This is a genomic window from Ruegeria sp. ABM4_193, from assembly GCF_056158705.1.
The window spans coordinates 720,766-735,809 of sequence record NZ_JBSWTT010000001.1 but is presented as its reverse complement, the minus strand read 5'-3'; the positions used below and the strand labels follow the sequence as shown (position 1 = coordinate 735,809).

The following is a 15,044-nucleotide window of genomic DNA, read 5'->3' as shown; positions in this document are numbered from 1 at the left end:
CGCGGAGGAAAAGAAATGGGCCTGCTGGTCGACGGAACATGGCATGACACTTGGTATGACACAAAGTCTACGGGAGGCGCGTTCAAACGCAGCGCGGCGCAATTTCGCAACTGGTTAACGGCTGATGGAAGCGCGGGGCCGTCCGGCAAAGGCGGATTCAAGGCAGAACCCGGGCGCTATCATCTCTATGTCAGTCACGCCTGCCCCTGGGCGCACCGCACCCTGATCTTTCGCGAATTGAAAGAGCTAACTGACCTGATCTCTGTCTCAGTTGTGCACCCTGACATGCTGGACAAAGGCTGGACCTTTGTGACCGACGATCATGGCGCAACAGGTGACGATCTTTACGGCATGGACTTCGCGCATCAAATCTATACCAAGGCCGATCCGTCCTATTCCGGTCGGGTCACGGTGCCGATCCTGTGGGACAAGCAGCAGGAAACCATTGTCTCGAACGAGAGTTCGGAAATCATCCGCATGTTCAATTCGGCCTTCAACGGGATCACCGGCAACACCGATGACTACTGGCCCGAGGCGATGCGGGACGAGATCGAAGAGGTCAACGCCCGCATCTATTCAGACGTGAACAACGGCGTCTACAAATCGGGCTTTGCCACCTCACAAGAAGCCTATGACGCAGCGGTGGGCCCGCTGTTCGACACACTAGACTGGTTGGAGGACCGCCTGTCCCACAATCGCTATCTGATGGGCGACCGGATCACCGAGGCTGACTGGCGTCTGTTCACGACATTGATCCGCTTTGATCCGGTCTATCACTTGCATTTCAAGTGCAACAAACGTCGCCTCATCGATTACCCCAATCTTTGGGCCTATACCCGCGAGTTGTATCAATGGCCGGGTGTCGCGCCCACGGTCAACATGAACCATATCGTGCGCCACTATCACTACAGCCATGACAGCATCAATCCGCACCGGATCATCCCTACCAATCCGGTTCTGGAATACATGGAACCGCACGGACGCGGTCAACGCCCTGCTGCGTAATGCTCCACCATCGCCGCCAGATCCTCTGGCGGCGTTTCACTTTGTACATAGGCACAAGCATTCGGGCTGTGGGCAAAGATCGAGCCGTCCGAAAAAAAGGTGGTGTTGGTGACAAAGATCACCCGCGCCTCGGGGCGGCGATAGCTTGCGAAATCGGCCACCGCTAATGCGCTGCCGCTTTCCAAAACCAGATCCAGCACGATGATTTCAAAATCCGTGCCATACAGCGCCAGAATGGCGGCCTCCTGCGTCTCGACCAGCGTGACCTCGGCGCCTTGCCGTTCCAGATGCCTTTTCCAGACCCGACCAAGGTCGGGGTTACTCTCAACAATCAGAACTTTCATTTGCAACAACCTCGGCACTTGATATGGTGAGTGGTGCCGACCCCCGTGGTCCGTGATCTCGTTATTTCCTTAACAAAGTGTTAACAGCGGCCCCACAGGTACGTGATCACACGGATTTGCTTGTGTAAGAGGCGAAAATCCGCTTGAAACGCGCCAAAACCGGTCATTTCCCACAGAGAGAGCTGATGAGCACATTGGATCACGGTCTGGACCCTCGCGCCGCGCGCGACCACGGCGGCGGACTGGACAGGGCGATTGTCAAATATGGCGGTCAACGCGCCAACTGGATCGATCTGTCGACCGGCATCAACCCGCACCCGTATGAGGTATCAGGGCTTACAGCAGAGGATTGGACGGAACTGCCAGACCACGGGGCTTTTGAACGCCTGAGCGAGGCCGCGCGCCGGTTTTGGAACGTGCCGAAGGGCGCGGCGATCCTTCCCGCACCAGGGGCATCCGCCATCATCGCTCGTATCCCAGCGCTGGCCACATCCGGCACGGTTCAGATCACGCCACCCACTTATAACGAACACGCGGCCGCCTTTTCAGCTCAGGGTTGGAATGTTCAGGCCGACAAAACCGGAGACGCCCGTGTGATCGTGCATCCGAACAACCCCGATGGGCGGATCTGGCGGGAAAGCGATGTCACAGCGCCGCTGACCGTAATTGATGAAAGCTTTTGCGATGTCACGCCGGATGCGTCTCTGATCCAACTGGCGGACCGCTCCGGCGTGATCGTGTTGAAGAGCTTTGGCAAGTTCTGGGGACTGGCCGGAATGCGTCTGGGATTTGCAATCGGACGGCCAGACCTGATCAACCGGCTAAACGATTTGACCGGTCCGTGGTCCGTGTCGGGCGCTGCCCTGCGCATTGGAACCCAAGCCTTGTCAGACAACGGTTGGGCTGACGCCACACGCGTGCGTCTGACTGCTGAGGCCGCGCGGCTGGATACTCTGATGACGGCCAAGTGCGCTCAGATCGTTGGTGGCACCAGCCTGTTCCGCCTGTACAAGGTCGACGACGCCGCCAATTGGCAGGACAGACTGGCACAGAGCCACATCTGGAGCCGCATTTTCCCCTATTCAACCACATATCTACGCCTGGGCCTGCCACCCAAGAATGGCTGGGACAGATTAGAGGCCGCACTGTGAGCGTTGGCCTGATGCTGGTCTGCGCCATGTGCCTGGACGCCGCACTGGGAGAGCCTGATTGGCTCTGGTCTCGCGTCAAACACCCGGCGGTGATGATCGGCAATTTGATTGGCTGGTTGGATAAACGGCTGAATCACGGGAATACGCGACGATTGAAAGGCGTTTTCGTGCTGGTCCTGTTGCTTTGCGGCGCATGGGGGCTTGGCTGGGCGCTTTCGTTGCTGGGACCGGTGGTCGCGATTCTGGTTTGCGCGATCCTGTTGGCACAGAAATCTCTGGTCACGCATGTGCGTGCTGTCGGTGACGGGCTGTTGACTTCGCTGACCGAGGGGCGGGCACAGGTAGCGATGATCGTATCACGCGATACCCGCGACATGACCGAGGCGCAGGTGGCGCGTTCGGCCATCGAAAGCGCGGCAGAAAACCTCAGCGACGGGGTCATTGCGCCTGCTTTCTGGTTTCTCGTCGCCGGGTTGCCGGGGCTATTGGTCTACAAAGCCGTGAATACCGCCGACAGCATGATCGGGTATCGCAATGAAAAGTACAGCGAGTTTGGCTGGGCGTCGGCCCGGTTCGATGACCTGCTGAACCTGATCCCCGCCCGGCTGACCTGTGTGCTGATCGTGGCGCTCTCAGGCCAACGGTCGCGCTGGCGCGAAATTGTTGTGGATGCGCGCCGCCATATCTCACCCAATGCAGGCTGGCCCGAGGCCGCGATGGCCCGCGCGCTGAACGTCGCCCTCGCCGGGCCACGCAGCTATGATGGGAAGCTGCGGGACCTGGCCTGGGTCAATGGCGACGCGCCGCGCGAGATCGGGGCGGCGGAGGTTTTCCGCGCATGTCACATGTTGTGGAGCGTTTGGGGGCTTGCGCTTGGGCTCGTGTCGGTGTGGGTTGGGGTCAATCTGATTTTCTGACGGGTCTCTTCATGCGTTTTCTTTCCGGCCTGGTTGCCGCCGCTTTGCTTGCTTCTCCTGCCTTTGCCCAATGTGGGGGTGGGTTCAATTCCTTTGTCAAAGGCTTGAAGACCGAAGCCATGCAACAAGGCTTTGACAAATCCACCGTGAACGCATTTTTCAAAGGTGTGCAGCAAGACAATGCGGTGCTCAGGGCCGACCGGGCGCAAGGGGTGTTTCAGAAACCGTTCATCGAGTTTTCGCGCCGCCTGATCTCGGCCAACCGGATTGAACGCGGACAGGCCATGTCGCGCAAATATGATGCGGTCTTTGACCGGATCGAACAGGAATACGGTATCTCACGCGGGGTGCTGCTGGCCTTCTGGGCGTTCGAGACTGACTATGGCTCGTTCCAGGGGGACTTCAACACCCGCAACGCGCTGGTGACTTTGGCGCACGACTGCCGCAGGCCCGAATTGTTTCGCCCACAAATCTTCGCCGCTATCGAGTTGTATCAAAACGGCGATTTCGACCCGGCCCGCACGACTGGTGCATGGGCCGGAGAGATTGGCATGGTCCAAATGCTGCCCCGCGACATTTTGGAAAACGGGGTCGACGGTGATGGTGACGGGCATGTCCGCCTGAAAACCTCGGCCGCTGATGCGCTGATGTCCGGGGGCAAAATGCTGTCGCATCTGGGCTGGCGCGCGGGCGAGCCATGGTTGCAAGAGGTCACGGTGCCCGCTCAGATGGACTGGTCCCTGTCCGGCCCGGGCAAACCCCGCTCGGTGGCCGATTGGCAAGCCATGGGCGTGCAGGCGCGCAGCGGGTCGTTGGCCAACCTGCCTGCCTCGCTGATCCTGCCGCAAGGGCGCAATGGTCCGGCCTTTCTGGCCTACCCGAATTTCGACGTCTATTTCGAATGGAATCAAAGCTTTGTCTACGTTCTAACCGCCGCCTATTTCGGCACGCGACTGGAAGGTGCACAAGTCTATGATGCGGGCAATCCGGCGCAAGGTTTGAACGGAACGCAGATGAAAGAGCTGCAAACCAAACTGCAAGCCAAAGGGTATAACGTGGGCAAGATCGACGGGATTCTGGGGGCCGGAACACGCGCTGCGGTACAGGCCGAACAGGCCCGCTTGGGCTTGCCTGCAGATGCCTGGCCAACGGTCGACTTGCTGAACCGGCTTTAACTTGACACGCCGCGCTTAACTGTCGTCGAACACCGGGCGCGGCGCACCGTTTTCGTCCAAAGCGACGAACACGAACTCGGCTTCCGTAACCTTTTTTCCATTCTGCGATTGCCTCGGGCGTGCCCAGACATCCACGTGAACACGAATGGATGTGCGCCCGACATGCGTCAGCGTCGCATACAGCGTCACTTCGTCCCCAACCTTGACCGGGTGCAGGAACTGCATCGCCTCGACGGAAACGGTCGCTGTTCGCCCCTGCGCCACGCGCGCCGCCATATTGCCTGCCGCCAAATCCATTTGCGACATCAGCCAACCGCCAAAAATGTCACCGGCCGGATTGGTGTCTGCGGGCATCGCTATCGTGCGAATAACCAGAACACCCTCGTCCTGTTGGCGGCCATGCGACCCACGTTTTTTACCTAAAGCGAGCCGGTCGTCGGTGTCTTCTGCCACAGGTTCAATCCCCTCCTAAGCCATTGACTGGCATGGTCGTGTGTTCAGGCTGGCAAGATTTCCCACCAAAATGAAGAGAACACCAGCTTTGCGTTTAGGTCGAGCATCTCAATCTCGAAAAGCTTTACTCAGGCCGGACAGGATAGCGGTCTCCTTTCTGATCAATCAGGATCAGCCGTTCGCCACTGCGCACATACAAATCACACCGGCTGAATCCGTTGCGATAGGCGATACAGACGCTGCCGTCCTCGGCGATGGAATATGTGCCAAAAGCCGAGTCTCCGCTGGCATAGGTATAGGAATATGCCCCACCGGCCGAGAATTTGGCCTGACCGTCATCGTAGAAGGTGAATGTTTGGCCTGCCAAAGCGTCAAGCTCTGCTGATGTCAGAGGAATGTCCCCGGTCTTTAAAGGCCAGTCTGCAGCATAAGCTGAGCTGGCTACGAACAGGGCGGGGATTAGAAAACGTATCATGCGCCCAAGTTAGCGCGATCCGAGCGCAAACGTCATAAACTTGCAGTGAACGGTCACGCGACCATCTGTTCGGCCTTTTTCAGATCAACCGATACCAACTGGCTTACGCCTTGCTCCTGCATCGTGACGCCAAACAGCCGGTCCATCCGCGCCATTGTCACTGCGTGGTGCGTGATGATCAGGAACCGCGTATCGGTCTGGCGGCACATCTCGTCCAGCAGGTCGCAAAAGCGCGTGACGTTGGCGTCGTCCAGCGGCGCGTCGACCTCGTCCAACACACAGATCGGTGCGGGATTGGCCAGGAACACACCAAAAATCAACGCGGTCGCGGTGAGGGTCTGTTCCCCGCCCGACAACAGGCTGAGCGTCGACAGTTTCTTGCCCGGCGGCTGGCACATGATCTCGAGACCCGCGTCCAGCGGATCGTCGCTTTCGACCATGACAAGATTGGCCTCACCACCCCCAAACAGGTGCTTGAAAAGCATCGCGAAGTTCGAATTCACCTGTTCAAAAGCGGTCAACAACCGTTCGCGTCCTTCGCGGTTGAGGCTGGCGATACCGCTGCGCAGGGCTTTGATCGCCTCTTCCAAATCCGCTTTTTCGCTGCTGAGCGTGTCGAATTCTTCCTGAACTTCTTTGCTGTCTTCTTCCGCCCGCAAGTTCACCGCACCCATAGCGTCGCGTTGACGCTTGTGGCGGTTCACCTCGGATTCCAGAACATCCGCAGCAGGCATCTGGTTGGGGTTCACATCCAACTGGTTCAGCAACTGGTTCGGGGTCAGTTGTTGATCCTCGGCGATCCGTTCTGCCGCAGCGACCACACTTTCCTTTGCCGCATCACAGCGCGCCTCGGCCGCCGCGCGGCTTTCGCGCGCTTCCGAAGCCAGGCGTTCCGCTTCACGTTCTGCCAGAACAACCTCACGCTGCTGGGTCTCAGCCTCGGCCAGCTTGTCCGCAGCCTCTGCCCGGCGCGCTTCGGCAGCTTCGATCAATTCGTTCAGCTCTTCCCGCGCTTCGGCAATCTCACCGGGGGCGGCCATGGCGTCGGTCAGCTCCTCTTCCGAGCTTTCCTTGCGCTCAGCCAGTTCCGAGATCCGTTTTTCCGCGGTTTCCAATCTATGCCGCCACCCGCTGAGGTCTTTTGTGACCTCCTGCGAGCGGCGGGTGCGCGCGTCCCCCTCACGACGCAGCTCATCATGGGTCGAACGGTGGGTCAGCATCGTGATCCGCGCCGCCTCGACAGTTTGTTTGATGTCTTCGACCTCGGCACGTGCACTGTCGAGATCGCCCAAGCCGCTCAATGCGCCCTCGGCTTCGCGCAGTTGCGCGCGGGCCGCCATAGCGTCTTCCTTGTGGCGATCTACGGCAAGGGTCAGGGTCTCCAGTTTACCCTGCGCCAGATTACGATCCGCTTCGGCGCGGCTAAGCAAGCGCGCAGTTTCGGCCATGCGCTGATCCGCAGCACGGCGGGTTTCTCGCGCACGACGGTCGGCCTCAGTCACATCTGCCAATTGCCGCGACAGCGCCTCATGCGCGGCGCGGGCACCATCTGCTTGGGCCTCGGTACGGGCAAGTTCCTGCTTCAGCGCTTCCAGTTTATTGAGCTGCTCCAACCGCAGCGCAGCTGCGCTTGGGGCATCTTCGGCCCATGCACGGAAGCCGTCCCAGCGCCACAAATCACCCGAACGGGACACCAACCGTTGGCCCGGTTTCAGCGCTGCTTGCAAACGCGCGCCCTGATCGGCATCCACAAGACCGATCTGTGCAATCCGACGGCTGAGACGATCCGGACCCGAGACGTGAAGCGCCAGCGGTTCGACCCCATCCGGCAAAGGCTGATCGCTGTCATATCCTGCCACCTGCACCCAGCCAGAAGGGCCATCGCCCTCAACCAAGGGCGCGCGCAGATCATCGGCCAGGGCCGCGCCCAGAGCCTTTTCAAAGCCTGGCGCGACGCGCAGCAGATCCAGCACTTGACCACCTTCGGCAGTGTCGCGTTCCACCAGCTTGGCCAGCGCCGTGGTTTCGGCCCGTATCGCGCCAAGCTCACCTTCGGCCTCAGAACGCTGCGCGCGCGCTTCGGCCTCGCGGGCCTGTGTTTCGTTGCGCAACTCATCTGCGGCTGCCAGCGCCTCTTCGGCGGCTTCAGCGGCTTCGCGGGCTTCTTCCTCACCTTCCTGGGCGGCTTCAAACGCCTCGCTGGCGCGGGTCAAGGCGGTTTTGGCCTCATCCACTGCCTGCCGTGCCTTTTCCTCTTCACCCTCAGACCGTGTCAATGTCTTGCGGCTGTCTTCGACCAAACGCTGGGCTGACTGGTGTCGGGCGACAAGGCGGGCCATATCTTCAGTCTGTTGTGACAGGTGGTCTTCACGGTTTTGCAGGATCGAAGCTGCCTCACGCGCGATTTCTGCCGCCTCGGCCACTTTTTCCTCATGACCTTCAGCGGCCTTTGTCAGCTCGCGCGCTTCCCATTCCAGGCGCTCAATCATTTGACCTGCGTCGCGGTTCAGACCGGTTTCACGCTCAATATCGTGGCCAAGCTGCTGAATACGGTTTGTCAGCGTCTCAATGGTCTGCCGCGCGCGGGTTTCCTGATCGGAAAGTTGATCGCGCTGCACCTGCTGACGTTGCAGAACCGCAGCTGCGATTGCCTCTTCTTCACGAAGTGGCGGCAAAGTTTCTTCGATCTCGGCACGTTTTGCAGCGGCAGCGCGCGCCTCGGCCTCGGCACGGGAAGCTTCGGTGATGCGTTCGCGCAGCTTTTCCTCTGCCTGCTGGCGGGCCATATCAGCCTCTTTCCAGCGTCGATACAGCAGCATCCCTTCGGCCTGACGCAGTTGTTCGCCGATTTCACGGTATCGCGCGGCCTGACGGGCTTGGCGCGCCAGTTGAGCCAATTGCCCACCAAGCTGTTCCAGAACGTCATCGACGCGGGTCAGGTTCGCCTCTGTGCCTTTCAGCTTTAGCTCAGCTTCGTGCCGACGCTGATACAGGCCCGAGATCCCAGCAGCTTCTTCCAGAATGCGGCGGCGAGCGCGGGGTTTGGCGTTGATCAATTCGGCGATGCGGTTCTGCCCGACCAGCGCAGGCGAATGCGCCCCGGTCGAAGCATCGGCGAACAGCATCTGTACATCGCGCGCGCGCACATCCTTGCCGTTGGTCTTGTAAGCGCTGCCAACATCGCGGGTGATGCGCCGCACTATCTCCAACTGATCGCTGTCGTTGAACCCAGATGGCGCAAGACGTTCCGAGTTGTCCATGGTCAGGACGACCTCGGCAAAATTGCGTGCAGGACGCGTGGCCGCACCCGCGAAAATAACGTCTTCCATCGCGCCACCACGCATGGATTTGGGCCGGTTTTCACCCATCACCCAACGCAATGCTTCCAGAAGATTGGACTTGCCACAGCCATTAGGCCCCACCACACCGGTCAGCCCGTCTGCGATGATCAGATCGGTCGGATCAACAAAGCTTTTGAAGCCGGTCAGTTTGAGCTTGCTGAAACGCAATGGCAGCGTGTCCCTTGATTCCTATGAGTTGAAAGTCTGCGCAAGGGATAGGGTCCGAGTCAACGGAGTTGCGCAGGATATGGGATATCATTTTGAGTTATCCACAATATCTTGCCGAAATACCCAAAAACAAGCGTATATCAATATGGGGTGCACTCAAAGACCTGATGGCCGTAGTCATCCCCTACGTTTTCGTAGATGCCATAGTCAATGCATTCATAATTGGGCGCAGAAACAGCGGTTAACAGCAACCGCTCGCCCGCGTCTCGATCACAGCCCAAAACACCAACCGTTACCGCCGCATCGCCCAGCACATCCAGAATCGGACAACCCGAAACCTGAGCCATCGCAAGGGCGGCCCGGTCTCGGACCGGACCCAGGCGGGGTGCGTATTGCGCGTTGACCCTGACCGCTTCGGCTAGTTCACCGCGCACGCGCACGTCGAACACGCTGCCATTCACCGCAACGCGTGTGGCAGGCACCTCGCGGAAATGAGGGGTTCCGGCCGCACAGGCGGCCAACAACAAAGGGGCAAGACACCGGATCATGCCGCAGAGTTGCAGCATTTTGGTTAACAGATCCTTTCTGCGTATCAGGCCCGCAGTACTTCACCCAACCGACGAATACCTTCGCGGATTGCTGCCTCGTCAGAATTTGAAAAACTCAGGCGAATGGTATTTGCGCCGCTGCCATCCGGGAAAAATGCCTGACCCGGCACAAAGGCCACTTTCACCGTGTCCAACGCACGTGCCAGCAATTCAGACCCACTGACCCCTGCAGGCAGCGTGACCCAGATGAACATACCGCCCTCGGGCCGGGTCCACTCGACCCCGTCGGGCATATGCTGTTCCAACGCGTCCAGCATCACATCGCGACGGTTTTGATAAACCGCACGCACCTTGGGAATGTGGCCGTCAAAACACGCTTGTGCCACGTCGTGCACAGCCATTTGGTTTATGGTCGCCGAATGCAGGTCCGCCGCCTGCTTCAACAAAACCAACTGAGATATGATCGGCTTGGGCGCCACGACCCAGCCCATGCGCAGCCCCGGAGACAGGGTTTTTGAAAAGCTACCGCAATAGATCGTCCGACAGTCTTCAATTGATCCTTTGCGGGCCAGCTCCAAAGACAGGATTGGTGGGATCGGATCCCCGTCATAGCGCAACGCCTGATAGGCCCCGTCTTCGATTATGGCGCAATCCAACTCTTCTGCCAGATCCAACAAAGCTTCCCTGCCTTGCAGATCCAGAGTTTCGCCGGTTGGATTGGCAAAGTCCGCCGACAAGTAAGCGAATTTCACCGCCCCATCCCCGGCTGCTGCCTTGTATTCTTCGGCCCCGCTGTTGCCGTTCAGCCGATCAAACCGGGGTTCATACGCGTTGAACGCTGCAAGCGCGCCCAGATAGGTGGGCCAGCCAACCAGGGCGGTATCGCCGGGCGACAAAAACAGCTTGCCAAGATAATCCAGCGCCTGCTGTGATCCCGACGTGATCAGAATGTTGTCGATGTCACACGCCACTCCGATTTCACGCATGTGCTGCGCCAGCCATTTGCGCAGCGGGACATAACCTTCGCTGACCGAATATTGCAGTGCCTGCGCTTGTGTCTCTGGCCCCAGCGCTGCTTGAAACGCCTGTGCAAACGCATCGGCGGGAAACAACGCTGGATCCGGAATGCCGCCTGCAAAGGAAATGATCCCTGGTTGGTCGAGCAGTTTCAGCAGCTCTCGGATTTCTGATGCCTTCATCCGGGAAGCCCGGGTGGCAAACAAGGGGTGTTGGGACATGAGGCTCCTCCGATCTCAGTTTCGGGCAGCCTATTGCCAGATGATTTAAAGTCAATAATGCTGACCTATTATTTCAGCCGATGTGAACAGGTGTTCTTGAACGTGCCCCATGTCCGTGGTCAAATGACTTGACCAATTGCGGAAACAACATGCCCTTTCACAAAGTTGAAACCGAAAAACTCTCGCTTGCTGTCGTTCGCCAGATCGAGCTTCTGATCCTGCGCGGCATCCTGCGCCCTGGCGAACGTCTACCCTCGGAACGTGAACTGGCCGAGCGGATGGGTGTGTCCCGCCCGTCCCTACGCGACGCAATATCTGAGCTTCAGGCGCAAGGATTGCTGACCGCCAAGGCTGGATCCGGGATCTACGTGGCCGAGGTTCTGGGATCGGCCTTTTCCCCTGCGCTGATCCGTTTGTTTGGCAGTCATGACGAAGCGGTGTTTGATTACCTGTCTTTTCGCCGCGACATGGAAGGGTTGGCAGCGGAAAGGGCTGCGCGCCAAGGATCCGAGAGCGACCTGAAAGTGGTTCAGGCGATCTTTGACAAGATGCAAGCGGCCCACGACCGGAATGCAGCGGATGACGAGGCGCAACTGGATGCTGAATTCCATATGGCCATCATCGAGGCCAGCCATAATGTCATCATGTTGCATATGATGCGCTCGATGTATGATTTGTTGGTGCAGGGCGTGTTCTACAACCGTCAGACGATGTTCCAACAGCGCGCCACGCGCGAAGCGATTTTGGACCAGCATCGGGCCATCAATGACGCGTTACAGGTGCGCAGTCCTTTAGCCGCGCGCACCGCAATTGAACAGCACCTTGATTTTGTCGAACGCTGCATGGCCGATCAAAGGAAGACAGATCGAAACGAATTTATTGCGCAGCAACGTTTGCAACATGAAACCGGGCGGGCCTAAGCGCCACCTTTATTTGCCGGTCGAATGTGGAAAACGCCGCGACTAAGCGGCCCCTGTTGAAGCGGGGAGCAGGTGGCGCGGAAAGGGTTTTCCACTGCCTTCTCCCAAATGACGATCAAGGGCCACTGTTGTCAGGGCCGGGTCAATGAACAGCCTTGCGCCACGGTCCCGAAGCCGTTTGTGAAGCATCACATGTTCGCACACCCGCTGCCCCTTCTCGTCGCGGCACGAATAGCGCAAGCCCCGGAGCGCACGAGTTTTGTACAACCCGGCACCTCCAAACGCGCTGTCGACCGGTATAAGCGGGGTTTCGGTTGGAATATGGAATTGGCGGTCATAAACCGCTGACTTCAGCAACGCCCGGCGCCATTTCCGGCGCCCGAACAAAGGCCTGCGCGTGCTCTGAATGCGCTGCCAGACGTCTTCATCACACCAGCCGGGGCAGCGCAGAGCATAAATGTCGTAATATGCAGGTTTGGAATTGGCAAAGACACCTTCCCACAAAGGAGTGACCCTTTTTGCGGCGGTCAGAACCGCCTGAACGTCCAGGCACGTATTCGGACCATTCAGATCCAGCACCAGGGTCAGCTCGTTGTCATCGTCTTTTGCTTCCAGCCTGTTGAGTATGGCATTTCTGGCCGCAGTGATGCGCTCAATCCGGTCAGGAAATCTAGAAACAAGCCCGTCCAGCTGAATAATTTCGACATGCCGGTTTCGTTCGGCGTAGTCGTTCAACACACGGTTCGTATCGTCCGAATTGTCGTTGGTCGCAATGATGACCGAATACCGGTGCAACTGAGCGGACAGGTTTTGAATCCTGTTGATCGTGTCGATCAGCGCCGCGCCACCATTTCTGACCACGCCTACAATATTCATCGAAACTGCGTCGCCCGACACGGTCTGTCTTTCCCTGTATTATCACGCTTGCTGCAAAGCTTTCCTGTCGACCAGTTCCCCAACGGTTGGCAGGATTTGGAGTGTGCTTCAAATCAAGCAGAACTCGCCACAAAACAAAAGACCCGAAAGCGAAACGCCCCCGGGTCAACTGTATCATTTGTCTGGCGGGTCAACCGTCAGTGCAGCTTGGTACCTACATCTGCAATCGACGCGTCGATCAGTTTGTTGGCTTGTGCTGCAGTCATTTGCTTGGCCAGAACCGAACCCGCCGCAGCAACTGCGACCGAAACGGCCTGATCACGCACTTCTTTCACAGCAGACGCTTCGGCCGAAGCGATCTGATCCTGAGCTGCAGCCAAACGGCGTTCAATCGACTTTTCAAGGTCAACCTTCGCCTGTTCCGCTGCCAGAGCTGCGTCTTCCTTGGCCGCAGCAACAATCGCATCGGCCTGTCCCTGAACTTCACGCTGCTTGCGCTCGTAAGAAGCTAGCAAGCTACGTGCTTCTTCATGCAGGGCGCGCGCTTCGTCCAGCTCGGACTTGATGCCTTCGGCACGGTTGTCCAGCGCCCCACCGATCATGCCGGGGACCTTGAAGTAGAACAGAACCGCAATGAAGACGATAAAGCCCAGAAGGACGACAAAGTCCGTATTGCCAAGCGAAAAGAACGGGCCTTTGGCCGCAAAGGCCGGGCTGGCCGCACCAAATGTCAGGATAAGAGCAAGAGTGTTCCGCATGTCACTTATCCTTTCGTCTGCGCATCTACGGCACCGGCAATGGCATCCGCATCCGCTTCGCCGCCAAGTGCTGTAACCAGTTCGGCAGCCGTGTCCTTGGCAACCACTTGAATGCTTTCCAGCGCACCGGCTCGGATTTCGGCAATTGCCTTTTCCGATTCAGCCGCTTTTGCAGCGATTTCCGCATCCGCTTTTGCTATCGCGTCATCCAGACCAGCCTGAATTTCGGCGCGGGCTTCCGCTGCGATACGCTGTGCCTCAGAACGGGCATCGGCCAGCGCTTTGTTGTAGGCTTCTTCAGCCTCGACCGCCTTGGCCTTCAGATCTTCGGCCGCAGCCAGGTCGTTGGTAATGGTCCCCTGACGTTCAGCCAGGATTGCCGCGATGCGAGGCAGAGCCACGCGGGACAGGACCAGAAAGATGACGACCAGCGTAATGACCAGCCAGAAAATCTGGTTGGGGAACCAATCGAAGCAGAGCTGCGGCATACCGATGGCAGAGCCATAGGAGTCAACGCAAGAGCCAGCTACTTCTTTCGTAATGGGTTCAGTCGCCATGATGTCCTCCGTCGGAACGTTGTCTTTACAACAGGTGGGCCGCTATGGCTTGGGCCCACCTGCGCGTAAGGATCAGGTTCCGCAGATTAGACGGCGAACATCAGCAGCAGCGAGACCAGGAATGCGAAGATCCCCAGGGCTTCTGCGAACGCGATACCGATGAACAGGGTTGCGGTCTGCGAAGCAGCCGCCGAAGGGTTGCGCAGGGCGCCGGCCAGGAAGTTGCCTGCAACGTTGCCCACCCCGATTGCGGCTGCGCCGGAACCGATTGCTGCCAGGCCTGCGCCGATGTGTGCGAGATCGCCTTCCATGATGTATCTCCTTACGAATTGGAAGTTTCGATGTTTGGGTATCGGACCTTAGTGCGAAGGATGCAGCGCATCTTTCAGGTAAACACAGGTCAGAATGGTGAATACGTAGGCCTGAATGAAGGACACGAGGACTTCAAGACCATACATTGCAGTAATCGCCAGAACGGACACGGGCGAAATCACGGCAATCGCAGCAAAGCCCGCGAAAACCTTGATAACCGCGTGGCCCGCCATGACGTTACCGGCAAGACGAATAGAGTGGCTGACAGGACGTACGAAGTATGAGATCAGCTCGATGATCGCCAGGATCGGGCGCAGAGCCATCGGCGCGCTGGACACCCAGAACAGACCCAGGAACGCCGTACCGTTTTTGACGAAGCCCAGAACCGTCACGGTCAGGAACACGGCCAACGCCAGCGGGATGGTCACGGCGAAATGCGATGTGGTGGTGAACGATGTCGGGATCAGGCCCAGGAAGTTCGCGCAGACGATGAACATGAACAGGGTCATGACATAAGGGAAGAACTTAACGCCTTCCTTGCCGCAGATGTCTTCCAGCATTTTGTAGATGAAGCCATAAGTCAGCTCAGCAACAGACTGCATCCGCGTGGGGACAATCGCGCGTTTGGACGTCGGCAGCACCAGCAGGGCGATTACCGCCAGGATCGCGAAGAACAGCCACAGGGTCACGTTGGTCACAGTGAACATGCCGACCGCACCGTCGCCGAACAACGGTTTCACGATGAACTGATCCATCGGGTGGAAAACCAGGCTGCTGCCTTCTGCTGCGGTGGTCTCAGTTGCCAC

Annotated in this window: 16 protein-coding genes; 5 read left to right on the top strand and 11 right to left on the bottom strand. The window is 58.5% G+C overall.

Annotated elements, in window-relative coordinates; all coding sequences use genetic code 11:
- Positions 1 to 15 precede the first annotated feature (15 nt).
- Positions 16 to 1,005, top strand: coding sequence for a glutathione S-transferase family protein (locus ACXADZ_RS03660; RefSeq protein WP_475192715.1), 990 nt, complete (start codon positions 16 to 18; stop codon positions 1,003 to 1,005).
- On the opposite strand, the gene ACXADZ_RS03655 is transcribed toward ACXADZ_RS03660, so the two are convergent.
- Positions 987 to 1,349, bottom strand: coding sequence for a response regulator transcription factor (locus ACXADZ_RS03655; protein WP_171096153.1), 363 nt, complete (start codon positions 1,347 to 1,349; stop codon positions 987 to 989). The two genes, ACXADZ_RS03660 and ACXADZ_RS03655, sit on opposite strands and share 19 nt — an antisense overlap.
- A 185-nt stretch (positions 1,350 to 1,534) precedes the next feature.
- On the opposite strand from ACXADZ_RS03655, the gene ACXADZ_RS03650 reads away from it, so the two are divergent.
- The 3 genes from ACXADZ_RS03650 to ACXADZ_RS03640 are packed head-to-tail and all read left to right on the top strand — an operon-like array spanning position 1,535 to position 4,592.
- Entirely contained in the window at positions 1,535 to 2,500 is a 966-nt protein-coding gene (locus tag ACXADZ_RS03650) for a threonine-phosphate decarboxylase (protein WP_475192714.1), read from the top strand.
- Positions 2,497 to 3,417 (top strand): adenosylcobinamide-phosphate synthase CbiB, encoded by a 921-nt coding sequence (gene cbiB / locus ACXADZ_RS03645; protein WP_475192712.1) that lies wholly within the window; start codon positions 2,497 to 2,499, stop codon positions 3,415 to 3,417. Before ACXADZ_RS03650 ends, cbiB begins: the two co-directional genes overlap by 4 nt.
- A gap of 11 nt (positions 3,418 to 3,428) precedes the next feature.
- Positions 3,429 to 4,592 (top strand): lytic murein transglycosylase, encoded by a 1,164-nt coding sequence (locus tag ACXADZ_RS03640; protein WP_475192711.1) that lies wholly within the window; start codon positions 3,429 to 3,431, stop codon positions 4,590 to 4,592.
- A gap of 15 nt (positions 4,593 to 4,607) precedes the next feature.
- On the opposite strand, the gene ACXADZ_RS03635 is transcribed toward ACXADZ_RS03640, so the two are convergent.
- The 5 genes from ACXADZ_RS03635 to ACXADZ_RS03615 all read right to left on the bottom strand — a co-directional run bounded on the left by ACXADZ_RS03635 (position 4,608) and on the right by ACXADZ_RS03615 (position 10,815).
- Positions 4,608 to 4,946: an acyl-CoA thioesterase gene (locus ACXADZ_RS03635; RefSeq protein WP_171096391.1), complete on the bottom strand. Its 339-nt coding sequence runs from the start codon at positions 4,944 to 4,946 to the stop codon at positions 4,608 to 4,610.
- Positions 4,947 to 5,169: 223 nt separating this feature from the next.
- Positions 5,170 to 5,520: a hypothetical protein gene (locus ACXADZ_RS03630; RefSeq protein WP_475192710.1), complete on the bottom strand. Its 351-nt coding sequence runs from the start codon at positions 5,518 to 5,520 to the stop codon at positions 5,170 to 5,172.
- A 53-nt stretch (positions 5,521 to 5,573) separates the two neighbouring features.
- Positions 5,574 to 9,029, bottom strand: coding sequence for a chromosome segregation SMC family protein (locus ACXADZ_RS03625; protein WP_475192709.1), 3,456 nt, complete (start codon positions 9,027 to 9,029; stop codon positions 5,574 to 5,576).
- Positions 9,030 to 9,169: 140 nt separating this feature from the next.
- Complete coding sequence (locus ACXADZ_RS03620) at positions 9,170 to 9,595, bottom strand: hypothetical protein (RefSeq protein ID WP_475192707.1); 426 nt, start codon at positions 9,593 to 9,595, stop codon at positions 9,170 to 9,172.
- Positions 9,596 to 9,621: 26 nt separating this feature from the next.
- A complete protein-coding gene (locus ACXADZ_RS03615) occupies positions 9,622 to 10,815 on the bottom strand; it encodes an aminotransferase-like domain-containing protein (RefSeq protein ID WP_475192706.1) in 1,194 nt (397 codons plus the stop codon).
- A gap of 149 nt (positions 10,816 to 10,964) precedes the next feature.
- On the opposite strand from ACXADZ_RS03615, the gene ACXADZ_RS03610 reads away from it, so the two are divergent.
- Positions 10,965 to 11,735, top strand: a complete 771-nt coding sequence (locus ACXADZ_RS03610; RefSeq protein WP_475192704.1) for a FadR/GntR family transcriptional regulator — start codon at positions 10,965 to 10,967, stop codon at positions 11,733 to 11,735.
- A gap of 42 nt (positions 11,736 to 11,777) precedes the next feature.
- On the opposite strand, the gene ACXADZ_RS03605 is transcribed toward ACXADZ_RS03610, so the two are convergent.
- The 5 genes from ACXADZ_RS03605 to ACXADZ_RS03585 all read right to left on the bottom strand — a co-directional run bounded on the left by ACXADZ_RS03605 (position 11,778) and on the right by ACXADZ_RS03585 (position 15,044).
- Positions 11,778 to 12,632: a hypothetical protein gene (locus ACXADZ_RS03605; RefSeq protein ID WP_475192703.1), complete on the bottom strand. Its 855-nt coding sequence runs from the start codon at positions 12,630 to 12,632 to the stop codon at positions 11,778 to 11,780.
- 176 nt (positions 12,633 to 12,808) lie between these two features.
- Positions 12,809 to 13,369: a F0F1 ATP synthase subunit B gene (locus tag ACXADZ_RS03600; RefSeq protein ID WP_171096173.1), complete on the bottom strand. Its 561-nt coding sequence runs from the start codon at positions 13,367 to 13,369 to the stop codon at positions 12,809 to 12,811.
- Between the two features lie 5 nt (positions 13,370 to 13,374).
- Positions 13,375 to 13,926: a F0F1 ATP synthase subunit B' gene (locus ACXADZ_RS03595; protein WP_171096175.1), complete on the bottom strand. Its 552-nt coding sequence runs from the start codon at positions 13,924 to 13,926 to the stop codon at positions 13,375 to 13,377.
- 86 nt (positions 13,927 to 14,012) lie between these two features.
- On the bottom strand, positions 14,013 to 14,237 hold the full coding sequence (locus ACXADZ_RS03590; protein ID WP_005981269.1) for a F0F1 ATP synthase subunit C: 225 nt from the start codon (positions 14,235 to 14,237) through the stop codon (positions 14,013 to 14,015).
- Between the two features lie 48 nt (positions 14,238 to 14,285).
- On the bottom strand, positions 14,286 to 15,044 hold the full coding sequence (locus tag ACXADZ_RS03585) for a F0F1 ATP synthase subunit A (RefSeq protein WP_171096177.1): 759 nt from the start codon (positions 15,042 to 15,044) through the stop codon (positions 14,286 to 14,288).